The organism is Glutamicibacter protophormiae (assembly GCF_016894325.1).
GTDB lineage: Bacteria > Actinomycetota > Actinomycetes > Actinomycetales > Micrococcaceae > Glutamicibacter > Glutamicibacter protophormiae.
Genome location: NZ_CP069806.1, coordinates 2135571 through 2150998, shown reverse-complemented (window position 1 = coordinate 2150998; position 15428 = coordinate 2135571). Strand labels below are relative to the sequence as shown.

At 67.3% G+C, this 15428-nt stretch carries 14 protein-coding genes; 10 read left to right on the top strand and 4 right to left on the bottom strand.

The window, feature by feature from the left end:
• Positions 1–106: 106 nt before the first annotated feature.
• The 3 genes from JQN66_RS10025 to JQN66_RS10015 all read right to left on the bottom strand — a co-directional run bounded on the left by JQN66_RS10025 (position 107) and on the right by JQN66_RS10015 (position 4085).
• The gene (locus JQN66_RS10025) at positions 107–1189 is read right to left on the bottom strand and encodes a hypothetical protein (RefSeq protein WP_204674693.1); all 1083 of its coding nucleotides are present in this window, start codon (positions 1187–1189) and stop codon (positions 107–109) included.
• 85 nt (positions 1190–1274) lie between these two features.
• Positions 1275–1466, bottom strand: coding sequence for a hypothetical protein (locus JQN66_RS10020; protein ID WP_188946814.1), 192 nt, complete (start codon positions 1464–1466; stop codon positions 1275–1277).
• 84 nt (positions 1467–1550) lie between these two features.
• Positions 1551–4085 (bottom strand): DEAD/DEAH box helicase, encoded by a 2535-nt coding sequence (locus JQN66_RS10015; protein WP_204674691.1) that lies wholly within the window; start codon positions 4083–4085, stop codon positions 1551–1553.
• A gap of 76 nt (positions 4086–4161) precedes the next feature.
• Between JQN66_RS10015 and JQN66_RS18670 the strand changes: the two genes are divergently transcribed.
• From JQN66_RS18670 to JQN66_RS10005, 3 genes are all read left to right on the top strand, one after another.
• Positions 4162–4323, top strand: coding sequence for a hypothetical protein (locus tag JQN66_RS18670; protein WP_338029205.1), 162 nt, complete (start codon positions 4162–4164; stop codon positions 4321–4323).
• Between the two features lie 33 nt (positions 4324–4356).
• Positions 4357–4953 carry a class I SAM-dependent methyltransferase gene (locus tag JQN66_RS10010; protein WP_338029204.1) on the top strand — a complete coding sequence of 199 codons (597 nt, stop codon included), beginning with the start codon at positions 4357–4359 and terminating at the stop codon, positions 4951–4953.
• A 71-nt stretch (positions 4954–5024) separates the two neighbouring features.
• Positions 5025–5504 (top strand): GNAT family N-acetyltransferase, encoded by a 480-nt coding sequence (locus JQN66_RS10005; protein ID WP_204674689.1) that lies wholly within the window; start codon positions 5025–5027, stop codon positions 5502–5504.
• An 18-nt stretch (positions 5505–5522) separates the two neighbouring features.
• Here JQN66_RS10005 and JQN66_RS10000 read toward each other — a convergent pair whose 3' ends face one another.
• The gene (locus JQN66_RS10000) at positions 5523–6176 is read right to left on the bottom strand and encodes an MBL fold metallo-hydrolase (protein ID WP_204674687.1); all 654 of its coding nucleotides are present in this window, start codon (positions 6174–6176) and stop codon (positions 5523–5525) included.
• 78 nt (positions 6177–6254) lie between these two features.
• On the opposite strand from JQN66_RS10000, the gene JQN66_RS09995 reads away from it, so the two are divergent.
• The 7 genes from JQN66_RS09995 (at position 6255) to uvrC (ending at position 15425) form a co-directional block, all read left to right on the top strand.
• Positions 6255–6632, top strand: coding sequence for a GntR family transcriptional regulator (locus JQN66_RS09995; RefSeq protein ID WP_188946819.1), 378 nt, complete (start codon positions 6255–6257; stop codon positions 6630–6632).
• A gap of 110 nt (positions 6633–6742) precedes the next feature.
• The gene (locus JQN66_RS09990) at positions 6743–8251 is read left to right on the top strand and encodes an outer membrane protein assembly factor BamB family protein (RefSeq protein ID WP_204674685.1); all 1509 of its coding nucleotides are present in this window, start codon (positions 6743–6745) and stop codon (positions 8249–8251) included.
• Between the two features lie 260 nt (positions 8252–8511).
• Positions 8512–9168 (top strand): phosphatase PAP2 family protein, encoded by a 657-nt coding sequence (locus JQN66_RS09985; protein ID WP_239464208.1) that lies wholly within the window; start codon positions 8512–8514, stop codon positions 9166–9168.
• The gene (gene uvrA / locus JQN66_RS09980) at positions 9132–12002 is read left to right on the top strand and encodes an excinuclease ABC subunit UvrA (RefSeq protein ID WP_204674681.1); all 2871 of its coding nucleotides are present in this window, start codon (positions 9132–9134) and stop codon (positions 12000–12002) included. The genes JQN66_RS09985 and uvrA overlap by 37 nt, the downstream gene beginning before the upstream one ends.
• A 108-nt stretch (positions 12003–12110) precedes the next feature.
• Positions 12111–12812, top strand: a complete 702-nt coding sequence (locus JQN66_RS09975; protein WP_239464207.1) for an HAD hydrolase-like protein — start codon at positions 12111–12113, stop codon at positions 12810–12812.
• Positions 12813–13484 (top strand): lysophospholipid acyltransferase family protein, encoded by a 672-nt coding sequence (locus JQN66_RS09970; protein ID WP_188946823.1) that lies wholly within the window; start codon positions 12813–12815, stop codon positions 13482–13484.
• Positions 13485–13487: 3 nt separating this feature from the next.
• Positions 13488–15425, top strand: coding sequence for an excinuclease ABC subunit UvrC (gene uvrC, locus JQN66_RS09965; protein WP_204674679.1), 1938 nt, complete (start codon positions 13488–13490; stop codon positions 15423–15425).
• Positions 15426–15428 lie beyond the last annotated feature (3 nt).

Here is a 15428-nt window from a genome sequence, read left to right as displayed (position 1 = left end):
TGGATACCGGGTCGGCCGCCCGGGTTCGGGCACGTCGGCCGCGTGGAGGCTCCAGCGTAGCCGGGGCGTCGTTACCCGGTTATTACCCCTGCGTTACGCGTCCGGATCATCCGGAGGCGACCCGGTAGACGACGCTGTTCAAGGTGGCGGGGTCCTCGTCGAAGGTGCCGTGGGCGGAGGCCAGGCAGCGGCGCCCGGGGGCGCCGACCTCGGTCTTGGACCAGGTGGCGTCCGCCGCTGGGGCGCCCAGGAAACCGGCCAGGTCCGCGTCCGCGGCGACCGAGCGCTCCAGCCCGAGCAGCCCGATGCCGCGTTCTGGTTCCAGCGCGGCGCTGATCAGGCAGAGCAGCGATCGCGGGTAGAGCCACAGCACGCTGTCTTCTTCTTCCAGCTGCCGGTGCAGGCCGAACAGGTGCAGGTGCTCGATGCCCTGCGGGGTGCCGACCAGCGGTCGCAGCAGCCGGTTGAAGTCAGCGATGCTCAGGGCCGCGGCCAGCAGGTTCAGCGAGCTGACGCCGGTGCCCGAGCCGTGCTGCAGGTACAGCGGCAGGAACCTGGAATGGAAGATCGCGCCGGCCGAATGCCCGGCCGCGTGCACCTGCACGGCGCCGGGATTCCGGGCGGTGAATTCGGCCAGCCGCTGCGCCACGTAGGCGGCCCCGCCGTCCACGGCCACCGCCTGGTCGGCGCCGACCTTCATCTGCGCCCAGACCTTCTGGCCCAGCGGGCGCACGGCCCGCTCGACCCCGGCGGCCCAGAGGTCCTCGACGAGGTTGCGGGCCCGGGCCTGCTGTTGTTCCTGCAGCTCGCGGGCGCCGCTGCGCGGCAGCAGCGAGCACAGGGCGTCGAGCAGCCCGGTCTCCCAGATGAAGAACAGCGGGTAGATGCCGTGTTCCAGCCAGTGCGGCAGCATGCGGGCGGCGCCGATGATGCCGCGCGCCTCGCTGACCAGCCCGCCGTGGGCCCAGAAGAGCAGCCGCAGCGGGCCCTGGTGCTGGTCCATGTAGCGCGGCAGGTGCTCGGCGAAGATCGCGTCCACGTCCTCGGCGCTGGTGACCAGGGCGCCGTCGTCGGAGAACTGCCCGTTGGAGAGGTTGACCAGGTGCGGGCGCAGGGCCTCCAGGTCGAGGGTGGGAGGCAGCGAATGCAGCGTGGCCTGCTCGGCCGGCTGCAGGCTCAGCAATGCCATGGGGTGCTCCTTTGCGGTGCCGCGCACCGTGCAGGCTCGGCACGGTGCTCAGACAAAGGATGGACGCCGGGGCGTTACCGGAGCATTACCCGCCGGCTGGGGCCGGGGGATTCTCGCCGCGGTACACCAGGGCCAGGCCCGCGGCCAGCAGGGAGAACTGCACGATGGTGGCCACTGCGCCTTCGGCGGAGAAGAGCACCGACCAGCCGCTGAGCAGCAGCACCAGGGTCGGCAACAGGATCAGGGCGCCGCACAGGCGCAGCCGCGGACCGTTCATGGCCACATCCTATGGCACGGCCCGCGGCAAGGCCAGAGCTGCTGGCGCCGCCGCGGGCCGGGAGGGCACGCAGGTGCGAAGGGGTCAGGAGTCCAGGCGCCCCACCGCGGTCACCGTGACCACCGGCTCGCCGGCCTCGTCCGAGTCGTCCAGCGAGATCGTGGCGTTGATGCCCCAGTCGTGGTTCTCCTGCGGGTCCGCGAAGATCTGCCGGACCTCCCAGATGCGTCCGGGCCGCTCCTTGACGATGAACAGCTTGGAGCTGCGCCCGGTCGGGCCGTCGTCGATGTCCTCGTGCTCCTCGAAGTAGTCGTCCATGGCGTCGGCCCAGGTGTCCGCGTCGAAGCCGTTGTGCTCGTCGAGCTCGCCCAGCGCCTTGTCCTGCTCGTCGGCGAAGAGCTTCACGCGGCGGAACATCTCGTTGCGGACCATCACGCGGAAGGCGCGCACGTTGCCGGTGAGCTTTTCCGGGGCCGGCGGGGTGATCTCCTGCGACTCGTCGTGCAGCTCGCCGCGGGAGAGCTCCTCCCACTCGTCCAGCAGCGAGGAGTCGATCTGGCGGATCATCTCGCCCAGCCACTCGATCAGGTCCTCCAGGTCCTCGCGCAGCGCATCCTGCGGCACACTCTGGCGCAGCGCCTTGTAGGCGTCGGTGAGGTAGCGCAGCAGCACGCCCTCGGAGCGGGCCAGCTGGTAGTACTGCACGAAGTCGGAGAAGCCCATGGCGCGCTCGTACATGTCGCGCACCACGGATTTGGGCTGCAGCTCGAAGTCCGCCAGCCACGGGGCGCCGGCGCGGTACTGCTCGAACGCGGCTTCCAGCTTGTCGGCCAGCGGCATCGGGTAGGTGACGTCCTCCAGCGCGGTCATGCGCGCGTCGTAGTCCATCCCCTCGGCCTTCATCGCGGCGATCGCCTCGCCGCGCGCCTTCTTCTCCTGCCCGGAGAGCACCTGGCGCGGCTTTTCCAGGGTCGCCTCGATGGTGGAGACCACGTCCAGCGCGTAGCTTCCCGAATCCGGGTCCAGCAGCTCCAGGGCGGCCAGCGCGAACGGGGACAGCGGCTGGTTCAGCGCGAAGTTCTGCTGCAGGTGCACGGTCAGCTCGTAGTAGTTGCCGTACTGGTCAGGCTCCTGCCGGCGAACCACCACGCCGGTGGCGATCAGCTCGCGCAGGATGCCGATGGCGCGCAGTTTCAGCTTGCGCTGCGCGGCCGGGGTCTCGTGGTTCTCGGTGAGCAGGCGCACGGCGGCCTCGAACGCGTTGTCCTCGCGCTCCAGCAGGTTCAGCAGCATCGAGTGCGAGACCTGGAACGAGGACTTCAGCGTCTCCGGGGGCGCGTCCACGATCTTCTCGAAGGTCTTCTCGCCCCAGGTCACGAAGCCCTGCGGCGGCTTCTTCTTGGGGATCTGCTTGAGCTTGGCCGAGCCCTCGCCGTGCTTCCTCATGGCCTTTTCCATGGCCTTGTGGTTCTCGATCGCGTGCTCCGGGGCCTGCACCAGCACGGTGCCGGCGGTGTCGAAGCCAGCACGTCCGGCGCGCCCGGCGATCTGGTGGAACTCGCGGGCATTCAGGGTGCGGGTGCGGGTGCCGTCGAACTTGGACAGCGCGGTGATCACCACGGTGCGGATCGGCACGTTGATGCCCACGCCCAGGGTGTCGGTGCCGCAGATGACCTTCAGCAGCCCGGCCTGCGCCAGCTGCTCGACCAGGCGCCGGTACTTGGGCAGCATGCCGGCGTGGTGCACGCCGATGCCGTGGCGCACCAGCCGGTTCAGCGTCTTGCCGAAGCCGGCCGCGAAGCGGAACCCGGCGATCAGCTCGGAGATGCGGTCCTTTTCCTCGCGGGTGGCCACGTTGATGCTCATCAGCCCGGTGGCCCGGTCGATCGCGTCCAGCTGGGAGAAGTGCACGATGTAGATCGGCACCTGCTGGGTCTTGATCAGTTCCTCCACGGCTTCCTGCACCGGGTCCATGGAGTAGTAGAAGTGCAGCGGGATCGGGCGCTGGGTGTGTGCCACGGTGACGGTGGTCTTGCCGGTGCGCTCTTCCAGCTCCTTCTCGAAGCGGCTCACGTCGCCCAGGGTGGCGCTCATGAGCAGGAACTGCGCCTGCGGCAGCTCGATCAGCGGCACCTGCCAGGCCCAGCCGCGCTGCAGGTCGGCGTAGAAGTGGAATTCGTCCATGATCACGCAGCCCACGTCGGCCCGCGAGCCCTCGCGCAGGGCGATGTTCGCCAGGATTTCCGCGGTGCAGCAGATGATCGGGGCGTCGGCGTTCACCGAGGAGTCGCCGGTGACCATGCCGACGTTTTCCGCGCCGAAGATCTTGCACAAATCGAAGAACTTCTCCGAAACCAGCGCCTTGATCGGCGCGGTGTAGAAGCTGATCTGGTCGCGGGCCATGGCGTAGAAGTGCGCTGCGATCGCCACCAGGGACTTGCCCGATCCCGTCGGGGTGGCCAGGATGACATTGCTGCCGCCGGCCAGGGCCATGGAGGCCTCGTCCTGGGCCGGGTACAAATCGATGCCGCGGGTGGACACCCAGCGGCCGAAGGCCTCGTAGATTTCGTCGTCGGATACGTTGTTTGGGTCTGCGGGCAGGTAATCGGTGAGCAACATGATGTTCCAAGCCTATCCTTTGCGAACTGTGACCACACGCTAGGCGATCACGCGCCGCGCGAATATGCTCTGGATTATGAAGTGGGATCCGAGAAAGTACACCGAATTCGCCGACTACCGCGGCCGCCCCTACACGGACCTGCTCGGCCAGCTGGGCCAGCTGGAGCCTTCGAAGGTGGTGGACCTGGGCTGCGGCCCGGGGAACATGACCCGGCTGCTGGCGCGGCGCTGGCCGTAGGCGCAGGTCACCGGGCTGGACTCCTCTCCCGAAATGATCCGGCAGGCCTCGCGCAGCGAGCACGAGCCGAATCTGGGATTCGAGCTGGCCGATGCGCTGCACTGGCATCCGGAGCCGGACACGGACCTGCTGTTCTCCAACGCCATGCTGCAGTGGCTGCCCGGTCATCGGGAGCTGCTGGCCGGCTGGCTGGATGAGCTGAAGCCCGGGGCCCATGTCGCCATCCAGGTTCCCGGGAACTTCGGCTCGCCGTCCCACGCGGTGATGCGCCAGGTTGCTGACGGCGCCGCGTGGGCGCAGAAGCTGTCCGGGGTGCTGCGCCATGACGACGTGGTCGGGGAGCCCGAGGAGTACCAGCGCCTGCTGCTGCAGGCCGGGTATCAGGCGAACGTCTGGGAAACGACCTACCACCAGGTGATGGTCGGCGAGGATCCGATCCTCGACTGGGTGCGCGGCACCGCGCTGCTGCCGGTGAAAGCCGCCCTGGACGCCGAGGACTACCGGAGGTTCGAGGACGACTACCGCGTGCAGATTTCCGCGCACTATCCCTCGTTCACCGGCCCGGACGGCACCAAGGTCACCAACTTCCCGTTCCGCCGGATCTTCATGATCGGGCGCAAGCTCGGCTGACATGCGAGTCCTTGCCGTCCCCGGGGCTTTTGGCTCTGGCCCGGCCGGCCCGGACGGGGCATACTGCATGCATGGACGAGCACGACGCCTTCGTTGCGGCACCGGAGCACAGCCTGGAGCTGGCCCGGCTGCAGGCCGACTTCAACCGGGAATTCGATGCGCCGTGCCCGCCGGTTCCGGTGCTCGCACGGCGTTTGGAGGCCATGCTGGCCGGAGATCGGTGTTTTGCCGTTGCCGCCGGCGCCGGGCGCGGCCTCGTGGGGCACGCGCTGGTCACCTTGCGGCCCACCATCTATTTCGACGGGCCGCTGGCCGCGCTCGACGAGCTATACGTGCAACCAGCATTGCGCGGGTGCGGCCTCGGCTCGGCCATCATGCGCTGCCTGCTGCTGGAACTGCAACGGCGCGGCAGCCTGGAGCTGCACATCAACGTGGACGAGGACGATACCGGCGCTCGACGCTTCTACGAACGCCATGGCTTCGCCAACCGCGAGCCGGACAGCTCATGGCGCATGCTGCTGTACTACCAGGAGCTGCCTCCGGCCCGATAGCCGCCCGGCGCTGGGCTGCTACCAGCCGCGTGCGCGCCACTCATCAAGGTGCGGACGCTCGGTGCCCAGATCCGTGGTGCCGCCATGGCCGGGGAAGACCTTGGTCTGGTCGGGGAAGCGGCCGAAGATGCGTTCGGCGACATCGGTGATCAGCGAGCTGAAACGCTGCGGATCCTTCCACGTGTTGCCCACCCCGCCGGGGAACAGGCTGTCGCCGCTGAGGATGACCGGCTGGCCGGAGGAATCGACCAGCGCATAGGCGATGGATCCCGGAGTGTGCCCGCGTAGGTGGATCGCCTCGATCACCACGTCGCCCAGCTGGATCTTGTCGCCGTGGGAGAGCGGATGGCTGATCTTCACCCCCGACTCGTCCGCGATGCCCTGCATGTCGTCGGCACCCGCGTAGGTGGTGACCGGGTACTTCTCGACTGCCGCGGCCAAGGCCCGCACATGGTCCCAATGCTGGTGGGTTGTCGCGATGGCAACGATCTCCGGGTTCGGGCCGTCGTCCGATGCCGCCGAGATCAACTCTTCAATGGCGGGGAAATCATCGGCCGCGTCAACCAGCAGCTGCTTGCCGCTGGCCTTCTCGGTGATCAGGTACACGTTGTTGGCCATCTCGGATACGGAGATCCAGCGGATGCTTACATCGTCGAGAAGAAGTTCATTCATATCCCCAGACTACGGGGAAACCCGGTGCGCGCACGATAGGCTCGGAATAGATATCCAATCTATGAAACGGAGCGTTGCATGACCGACCTGGATTTTGTCAGCCTCGATGCGAAATCGACGGTAGCTCCCTATCAGCAGGTCCGCGAGCAGATATTGACGGCCATCTCCGAAGGCAGGCTCGCCCCGGGAACCAAGCTGCCGTCCGTGCGCGCGCTCGCCGGAACACTGGGCCTTGCGGTGAACACGGTCGCCAAGGTCTACAAGGAACTTGAGCTCCAGGGCGCGGTGGCGACCCGAGGCCGGCACGGAACGGTGGTCCAGGCCGCGGAGGACCGCGGGGAGCAGGAAGTCAGCGACGCCGCCGCGGATCTGGCGCGGATCGCGCAGATGTGGTCCGTGGACGAAGAGACCGCGGTGAAGTACCTGCGCGCCGCCTTCAGCTCGCTTCCCAAATAATTCCCGGGCGCGCAAAGAACTGCAGCCAGACCTGTGGAAAACCGTCCACGAAATTTTCAGCAGCTCATAGGCTGTGCGAATCGACCCAACGGAAGATTCGGGAGCACACCATGAACCACCGAACCGAAAACCGCTTGAAACTGCCAGCCGCCGTCGCGGCCTGCGTGCTGCTCGGCCTGCTGGCCGGATGCACCGCACCGCCGGCGCAGCCCGAGCAACCGGAGCCCGACCGCGGTACGCAACCGGTCTCCACTGCCTGGACCAGCAAGGAGAACCTGGTCTCGGAAATCCAGGTTGAGGAGCAGCTCGGTTTGGCCATCGCCTATGTGGAACGCGGGGGCGGGCTGACCCTGGTGGCCCGCGAACTCTCGGACGGATCGCTGCGCTGGAAGCGCGAGGCATCAATGGGGCACAACCCCGGAGGCATGAAGATGACGCTGCCGGTCATAGAGCTTAACGGAATCCGAACGGCGGCATTCATCGAAGCAGTGAAGGGAACAACCGAACGGCTGGCGGTCATCGACCTTGCCACCGGGAAGGATGCCTCGGCAAGCGCTGCCATTGACTTCAGAACCACCCGGCCTGGTGAATGCGACGGGTCCTGGTGCGTCGACGGCGATACGAAGTCCGGTGAACCGGTGAATTTGCGCTACGACGCGGGGCAGGGCCGCTGGAAGCAGATCACCGGGGAGGACCGTGCCACACCGAAAAAGAATCCGGACGACCGATTCGTCGGCGAGGGCCTCTCGTCGACGTCGCAGCGCGGGCCGGGGGAGGAAATGCTCAGCTACGCGCGGGACGGCAAGATCCTGTGGAGCGTGCCCTACGAACAGGTCTTCGATTCGTACTACTCCACGGACAACGGCTGGGAGTGGACCACGTTCGAGGAACCGCAGCAGATCTTCGTCGGCCATGGCTCCCGGATGGACTACCAGTACCACTCCGAGGGCGATGCCTATGTGCAGGACTGGAACAAGGACGCCATGATGGTCGGGATCGACCCGGCCACCGGACACCGCCGGTGGGCGTTGCCCGGCGCGGACCAGAACTGCTCCGGAATCATCGAGACCCGCCCGGCCCAGACACGCAGCACCTTCGTCACCTGCAGATTCCATCAGGCGTTGGCCACGGTGCATCCGTCCACGGGCGTGCGCGGAGCACTCACGGGCCTTGAATGGGACGTCGCCGGAATCGAGGCGGCCACCGGCAGGGAGCTTTGGGCGCATGAGCTGCCCGACTACGAGAAGGCCCTGGAACTGGCCGAAGCCAACAACACGATCCTCGGTGACCGGAAATACGTCATCGCCCCGTTCGCCTCCGGGTACGCCGCCGTGGACAGTGCGACCGGAGAAAAATTCGAACTGTCCCAGATTCTGGGCGAAACGGTATTGTGCACTAGCTATCGCGAACCGGTGGAAGTCAGGCGCATTGACGGCTACACGGCGAAGGCCTACCTGAGTGTGCAACAGAGTGTGCAACCGTGTACACGCGACACGCAAAAGGACACGAAGACGATGCCGCTGTTCGCCGAGTTCCAGCGCACCGGCAAGGACCAGCAGCAGACCACGGTGCTCCCGGGGCGCACCGGCATGGTCGCGTACCGCATGCCCGGCCAGTAGCGCCTCGGGAAGCCAAAGCGACAGGAGGTTTTTCTGGGAGCGGGCCGAAAATTTGCTGGCATGCCCTCCCAGAAAGCGGGCCTAGAATCGCGTTTCATGACTCCAGAATCCGTACGGGCCGCCTCGATGCGGCCTGTTCTCCCGGTACTCATCGCACTGGGTCTCATGACGCCGTCCCTGCCGGCCTTCGTGGTCCGCAAACAGCTGTACACCGCGATCACCGCGGCGGCCGATTCCTCCCCGGCCTCACCTTGCTGGCGGTGTTCTTCGCCGATACGGCGTTGCTGCTGCTGGTCCTGTTCACGGCCGGGCTGGCCGTGTGGTCCTGGTTCAAGGACCGGGCGGCGTTGACAAGGCTGGTGCTGGGCGGAGTGGGGGTGCTCCTCGCCTACGCGGCAAGCAGCACGCTCAAGCTGGTCTTCACCGAGGCGCGGCCCTGCCAGAGCATCCACGTGGCGCTCGCCGAAACCTGCCCACCGCCCGGTGACTGGTCCTGGCCCTCGAACCATTCGGTGCTTGCGGCGGCTTTCGCGGCCGCCTGCGCCCTGGCCGTCGTGCGGCTGCGCTGGTACCTGGCCGCCGTGGCCCTGCTCATTGCCGCGGCTCGGGTGGGCGTCGGCGCCCACTACCTGCACGACGTGCTGTTCGGCCTGGGCCTGGGCCTGCTGGTGGTGCTGGCAACGGTCCATCTGCTCCCGCGCCTGCGCCGCGTCCTGCCCTCGTCGGTGCCGTGGGTGCGACAGGCAGGCCGGCGCTGTGCCCGCCCGGCGGGGGAGACCGCGCGGCGCCGGCCGGTCGAACTTCGGGTCTTCGGCGAATTGCATGTGAGTTGCGTCAGAGTTCACACTCATTCGAAGCAATTTTCGATTAGTATTGCTTCGTGGCTATTACTGCAGAGAGCAAAAAAACCGATCTGACGCGCCTGGTCGTGAAGGGCGCGCGTGAGCACAACCTGAAGAACGTGGACATCGATCTGCCGCGCGACGCGATGATCGTCTTCACCGGCCTGTCCGGCTCCGGCAAGTCCTCCCTCGCGTTCGACACCATCTTCGCCGAGGGCCAGCGACGCTACGTCGAGTCGCTCTCTGCCTATGCGCGCATGTTTCTGGGCCAGGTCGACAAGCCTGACGTGGACTTCATCGAGGGCCTGTCCCCGGCGGTGTCCATCGACCAGAAGTCCACCAGCCGCAACCCGCGCTCCACCGTCGGCACCATTACCGAGGTCTACGACTACATGCGCCTGCTCTGGGCGCGCGTCGGCCGGCCGCACTGCCCGGAATGCGGCGAGCCGATCTCCAAGCAGACCCCGCAGCAGATCGTGGACCAGCTCATGGAGCTGCCCGAACGCACCCGATTCCAGATCCTCGCCCCGGTGGTCCGCGCCCGCAAGGGCGAATTCGTGGACCTGTTCGCCGAGCTCTCGTCCAAGGGCTTCTCCCGCGCCCGCGTGGACGGGCAGACCATCCAGCTGACCGATCCGCCGAAGCTTGCCAAGCAGGTCAAGCACACCATCGAGGTGGTCGTCGACCGTCTGGCGATGAAGGAGGAGGTCCGCCAGCGGCTGACCGACTCCATCGAGACCGCACTGGGCATCGCCGACGGCCGCGTGCTGGCCGACTTCGTGGACCTTGACGAGGACGACCCGAAGCGCATCCGCTCCTTCTCCGAGAACCTCGCCTGCCCGAACGAGCATCCGCTGGCCATCGACGAGATCGAGCCGCGCACCTTCTCCTTCAACAACCCCTTCGGCGCCTGCGCCGCCTGTTCCGGCATCGGCACCAAGCTGGAGGTCGACGAGCACCTGATCGTCCCGGACGACGAGGTGACGCTGAGCGACGGCGCGATCGCCCCGTGGTCGCTGGGCAAGGCCACCACCGAGTACTGGAACCGGCTGATCGAGGGCCTGGGCAACGACCTGGGCTTCACCATGGACACCCGCTGGAAGGACCTGCCCTCCGCCGCCCGCCAGTCCATCCTGCACGGCAAGGACCACAAGGTCGTGGTGCAGTACAAGAACCGCTTCGGCCGCGAGCGCAAGTACTCCACCGGCTTCGAGGGCGTGATCTCCTACGTGCACCGCAAGCACCAGGAGACCGAATCAGACCATGCGCGCGACCGCTACGAGCAGTACATGCGCCAGATCCCGTGCCCGACCTGCGGCGGCGCCCGGCTGAACGCGGCATCGCTGTCGGTGCTGGTGGGCGGCAAGTCCATCGCCGAGGTCTCCGCCATGGACCTGCGCAGCGCCGCCGAGTTCCTGACCACCCTGGAACTGAGCAACCGCGAGGCGAAGATCGCTGTGCAGGTGCTGAAGGAAATCGGCGCCCGCATGAAGTTCCTGCTGGATGTGGGCCTGGAATACCTGACACTTGAACGCGCGGCCGGCACGCTGTCCGGCGGCGAGGCCCAGCGCATCCGCCTGGCCACCCAGATCGGCTCCGGCCTGGTGGGTGTGCTCTACGTGCTCGACGAGCCGTCCATCGGCCTGCACCAGCGCGACAACCGCCGGCTGATCGAGACCCTGCTGCATCTGCGCTCGCTGGGCAACACCCTGATCGTGGTGGAGCACGACGAGGACACCATTGCCGAGGCTGACTGGATCGTTGACATCGGCCCGGGCGCCGGCGAGCACGGCGGCGAAGTGGTGCACTCCGGCTCAGCGGAGGGGCTGAAGGAAAACACCCGTTCGCTGACCGGCGACTACCTCTCCGGGCGCCGGCAGATCGAGATCCCTGCCAAGCGCCGCAAGGTGGACAAGGACCGCAAGCTCAAGGTCGTGGGCGCGAGCGAGAACAACCTGCAAAACGTCAGCGTCGAGTTCCCGCTGGGCGTGCTGACCGCGGTGACCGGCGTGTCCGGCTCGGGCAAGTCCACCCTGGTCAACGACATCCTCTACAAGGTGCTGGCGAACAAGCTCAACGGAGCCAAGCAGGTCCCCGGCCGGCACACCCGCGTGCAGGGCCTGGAGCACCTGGACAAGGTGGTCCACGTGGACCAGTCGCCGATCGGCCGCACCCCGCGCTCCAACCCGGCCACCTACACCGGCGTCTTCGACAACATCCGCAAGCTGTTCGCGGAGACCAACGAGGCCAAGCTGCGCGGCTACCAGCCGGGCCGCTTCTCCTTCAACGTCAAGGGCGGACGCTGCGAGGCCTGCTCGGGCGACGGTACGCTGAAGATCGAGATGAACTTCCTGCCGGACGTCTACGTGCCCTGCGAGGTCTGCCACGGGGCGCGCTACAACCGCGAAACCCTGCAGGTGCTCTACAAGGGCAAGAACATCGCCGACGTGCTGGACATGCCGATCGCCGAGGGGGCCGAATTTTTCAGCGCCTTCACCCCGATCGCGCGCCACCTGAAAACCCTGGTGGACGTCGGCCTGGGCTACGTCCGGCTGGGCCAGCCGGCCACCACGCTCTCCGGCGGCGAGGCGCAGCGCGTGAAGCTGGCCGCGGAGCTGCAGAAGCGCTCCAACGGCCGCTCCATCTACGTGCTGGACGAGCCGACCACGGGCCTGCACTTCGAGGACATCCGCAAGCTGCTGCTGGTGCTGCAGGGACTCGTCGACAAGGGCAACACCGTGCTGACCATCGAGCACAACCTGGACGTCATCAAGTCCGCGGACTGGGTCATCGACCTGGGCCCGGAGGGCGGCTCCGGCGGCGGCACCATCATGGCCACCGGCACCCCGGAGAAGGTCGCGAAGGTCGCCGAATCGCACACCGGTCGGTTCCTGGCCGAAATCCTCTAGCCGGATCGCGCCGGGCCCGGCGCATACGGCCGGCGGGCGCGCGTATATTCGATTTCAGTTATGGATTGTTTACCCGCGTCCGCTTCATGGGATGATGTCCTAGTGAATATGTCGGTTGCCAGCGTGCTCTTTGATCTGGACGGGACCCTTGTGGACCCTGCAGGCTCCATAACTTCGGGGATCCGCCATGCCCTCGTGGCCCATGGACTGACGGATCCCGGAGAGGAAAAAATCGAAGCGCTGGTCGGCCCGCCGCTGCAGGTCGGATTGCGCACCCTCGACGGGGTCACCGAGCAGAACATCGACTCGATCATCGCCGCCTACCGGGCCCGCTACGCCGAGGTCGGCATGCGGCAGTCCAAGGTCTATCCGGGTCTGCGGACGCTGCTGGGTGCCTTGCAGGCCGCCGGCATCCACACCGCGGTGACCACGGCCAAGCCTCTGCCGATCGCCCGCGAACTGATCGCGGCGCAAGACCTGGACGGCAGCCTGGACGCCGTGCACGGGAACACCGGCGAGGGTGGATCCCACGGTTCGAGCAAGGCGCACATCGTGGCCGCCGCGCTGGAGCATGCTGGTCTCGATCCCGCGCGCAGCGTGGTGGTGGGGGACCGGCACTACGACCTGGACGCGGCACGCGCGAATGGTGTCACATCCATCGGCGTGCGCTGGGGATTCGCCCAGGGCGACGAGCTCGACGCCGCCGACTACCGCGTTGCCACCGCGGCCGAGCTGGCCCAGCTGCTGCTGGGAGAACGAGCCGCGGCCGAATTGAACTTTGAAAAACCGATGCAGGAAGGTGCACAGTAGATGAGCATCTACACCATGACGCGATCCTCGATCCGCGGCATCATCCACGGCATCTGCCGCGCCGAGGTCACCGGCTTGGAAAACGTGCCCAGACAGGGCGGCTTCATCGTCGCCTCCAACCACCTGTCCTTCTTCGACTCGCTGATCATCCAGGCGCTGACGCCGCGCGATGTCGCGTTCTTCGCGAAGGCCGAGTACTTCACCACCCCCGGCGTCAAGGGCAAGCTGATGAAGTCCTTCTTCGAGTCCGTGGGATCCATCCCGGTGCAGCGCGGCGAGCAGGCCGCCTCCGTGGCGGCCCTGGATTCGCTGGTGGAGATCATCGAGGGCGGCTCCGGCATCGGCATCTACCCCGAAGGCACCCGCTCGCGCGACGGCAAGCTGTACCGCGGCCGCACCGGCGTGGGCTGGCTGGCGCTGACCACCGGCGTGCCGGTGGTCCCGGTCGGGCTGATCGGCACCGAGAAGCTGCAGCCGGCCGGAACCAAGGGCTTCCGCCCGGCCAAGTTCCACATCCACTACGGTCAGCCGCTGTACTTCGACAAGCTCGGACGCAAGCACCCGCTGCCGCAGCGCCGGCTGGCCACCGACCGGATCGTCGACGCGATCGCCGAGCTCTCCGGGCAGGAGCGCGTGGACTCCTACAACCAGCTGCCGCCGGACGCGAAGTAAGCCATGGCCGATCCCGCCAGCTATCGCCCGAAAACCTCGGACATCCCGACCCGGCCCGGCGTCTACCGCTTCCGCGACGAGCACGGCCGGGTCGTCTACGTGGGCAAGGCCAAGGTGCTGCGCAGCCGGCTGCTGTCCTATTTCGCGAAGCCCGAGCGGCTCACGCCCAAGACCCGCGCGATGGTGTTCACCGCCGCGAGCGTCGAATGGACGGTGGTCGGGTCGGAGCTCGAAGCCCTGCAGCTGGAGTACACCTGGATCAAGGAGTACAACCCGCGCTTCAACATCGTCTTCCGCGACGACAAGACCTATCCGTACCTGGCCGTGACCATGGACGAGAAGTACCCGCGCGCCCTGGTCATGCGCGGAGACAAGCGCAAGGGCGTGAAGTACTTCGGCCCGTTCTACCCGGCCAAGGCCATCCGCGAAACCCTTGACACGCTGCTGCGCGTGTTCCCGGTGCGCAGCTGCGCCCCCGGGGTGTTCAAGCGTGCGCAGGCCTCGGGCCGGCCCTGCCTGCTGGGCTACATCGACAAGTGCGCGGCCCCCTGCGTGGGGCGGATCAGCGAGGAGGACCACCGGGCGCTGGCCGAGGACCTGTGCACCTTCATGGGCGGGGAGGCCACCCGCTTCACCAAGGCGCTGACCGTGAAGATGCAGGAAGCGGTAGCCCAGCTCGAATACGAGCAGGCCGCCCGCTACCGCGACGACATCGCGGCGCTGAACAAGGTCTTCGAGCGCAACGCCGTGGTGCTGGCGGACAACACCGACGCGGACATCTTCGGCATCCACGGCGACGAGCTGGAAGCCGCGGTGCAGGTGTTCCACGTGCGCGACGGACGCATCCGCTCCCAGCGCGGCTGGGTCGTGGAGAAGGTCGCCGACACCACCGAGGGCGAATTCGTCGAGCAGCTGCTCACCCAGGTCTACGCCGACCACGCCGACCGCATCCCGCGCGAGATCCTGGTCCCGCACCTGCCCGAGGACGACGAGGAGGTCTCCACCTGGCTTTCGGAGCTGCGCGGTTCCCGGGTCTCGCTGCGCGTGGCCCAGCGCGGGGACAAGGCCGCGCTGGCCGGCACCGTGGTGGAAAACGCCGAACAGGCGCTGCGCCTGCACAAGTCCAAGCGCGCAGGGGACATCACCACCCGTTCGCTGGCCATGCAGGAGCTGCAGGACGCGCTGGGCGCCGAGCAGGCGCTGCTGCGCATCGAATGCTACGACGCCTCGCACACCCAGGGCACCAACGTGGTCGCCTCGATGGTGGTCTTCGAGGACGGCCTGCCCAAGAAGAGCGAATACCGCAAGTTCTCCATCACCGGGGAGGCCGCACGCGACGATACCGCCAGCATGTACGACGTGATCCACCGCCGCTTCAGCCGCTACCTGAAGGAGAAGGTGGACCCGCTGGTGCTCGCCGGCGGCGAGGTCGAACCCGGCGCCGCCGAGGTGAAGAAGTTCGCCTACCCGCCCTCGCTGGTGATCGTCGACGGCGGCCCGCCGCAGGTCGCCGCCGCCCAGAAGGCCCTGGACGACCTGGGCATCGACGACATCCCCGTGGTGGGCCTGGCCAAGCGCCTGGAGGAGCTGTGGCTCCCGGACGACCCGTTCCCGCTGATCCTGCCGCGCGCCTCCGCCGCACTGTACCTGGTGCAGCGGCTGCGCGACGAGGCGCACCGCTTCGCGATCACCTTCCACCGGGCCAAGCGCGGCAAGTCGATGCTCGAATCCGAGCTGGACGCCGTGCCGGGGCTGGGCAAGGCCAAGCAGGAGGCGCTGCGCAAGCACTTCGGCTCCATGAAGAAGATCCGCGCCGCCAGCGTGGAAGAGCTGCTCGAAGTGCCGGGCGTCGGCCCGAAGCTGGCGCAAACCATCAGCGATTCGCTTCAAGGCACGTCACCGGGCGCGGTAAACATGACTACCGGAGAAATTCTGGACTAGCCT

Excerpts from the sequence above, each read along its gene's own strand:
- JQN66_RS09975 (WP_239464207.1), top strand. The coding sequence starts at position 12,111 with ATGTCGGTTGCCAGCGTGCTCTTTGATCTGGACGGGACCCTTGTGGAC.
- JQN66_RS10000 (WP_204674687.1), bottom strand. The coding sequence starts at position 6,176 with ATGAATGAACTTCTTCTCGACGATGTAAGCATCCGCTGGATCTCCGTA.
- JQN66_RS18670 (WP_338029205.1), top strand. The coding sequence starts at position 4,162 with ATGAAGTGGGATCCGAGAAAGTACACCGAATTCGCCGACTACCGCGGC.
- JQN66_RS10020 (WP_188946814.1), bottom strand. The coding sequence starts at position 1,466 with ATGAACGGTCCGCGGCTGCGCCTGTGCGGCGCCCTGATCCTGTTGCCG.
- JQN66_RS10025 (WP_204674693.1), bottom strand. The coding sequence starts at position 1,189 with ATGGCATTGCTGAGCCTGCAGCCGGCCGAGCAGGCCACGCTGCATTCG.
- JQN66_RS10005 (WP_204674689.1), top strand. The coding sequence starts at position 5,025 with ATGGACGAGCACGACGCCTTCGTTGCGGCACCGGAGCACAGCCTGGAG.
- JQN66_RS09995 (WP_188946819.1), top strand. The coding sequence starts at position 6,255 with ATGACCGACCTGGATTTTGTCAGCCTCGATGCGAAATCGACGGTAGCT.
- uvrC (WP_204674679.1), top strand. The coding sequence starts at position 13,488 with ATGGCCGATCCCGCCAGCTATCGCCCGAAAACCTCGGACATCCCGACC.
- JQN66_RS10015 (WP_204674691.1), bottom strand. The coding sequence starts at position 4,085 with ATGTTGCTCACCGATTACCTGCCCGCAGACCCAAACAACGTATCCGAC.
- JQN66_RS09990 (WP_204674685.1), top strand. The coding sequence starts at position 6,743 with ATGAACCACCGAACCGAAAACCGCTTGAAACTGCCAGCCGCCGTCGCG.
- JQN66_RS10010 (WP_338029204.1), top strand. The coding sequence starts at position 4,357 with ATGATCCGGCAGGCCTCGCGCAGCGAGCACGAGCCGAATCTGGGATTC.
- JQN66_RS09970 (WP_188946823.1), top strand. The coding sequence starts at position 12,813 with ATGAGCATCTACACCATGACGCGATCCTCGATCCGCGGCATCATCCAC.